The sequence below is a fragment of the Desertibacillus haloalkaliphilus genome, assembly GCF_019039105.1.
Classification (GTDB): domain Bacteria; phylum Bacillota; class Bacilli; order Bacillales; family KJ1-10-99; genus Desertibacillus; species Desertibacillus haloalkaliphilus.
Genome location: NZ_JAHPIV010000356.1, coordinates 1 through 374 on the forward strand (window position 1 = coordinate 1; position 374 = coordinate 374).

The 374-nt window shown below is 46.8% G+C and carries 1 protein-coding gene; it reads right to left on the minus strand.

The features are described from left to right. Positions 1-374, minus strand: a 374-nt coding sequence (locus tag KH400_RS22315; RefSeq protein WP_217228375.1) for an LLM class flavin-dependent oxidoreductase, incomplete at both ends; no start/stop codon positions are given.

Genomic DNA, 374 nt, shown 5'->3' on the forward strand with positions numbered 1-374 from the left:
CTTCGAGACATCATGACCTGCTTTAGCAGCTGCCCTTTTATAAAGACGTACAAGAGGTTCAAACTGGGTTGGCCGTCCGCCAATGATAGCTAAGACTAGCGGCAGTCCGAGGAGCCCCGCACGAACGACGGATTCTGAATTGCCACCACTGCCAATCCAAACAGGTAAAGGATCTTGCACTGGTCGAGGGTATACTCCTAGATTATTAATCGCTGGACGATGCCCACCTCTCCACGTCACTTTTTCTGATTCGCGAATTTTTAATAGCAACTCCAATTTCTCGTTAAAAAGCTCATCATAATCTTTTAACTCGTACCCAAATAACGGAAACGATTCAATAAACGAGCCTCTTCCTGCCATGATCTCTGCACGGC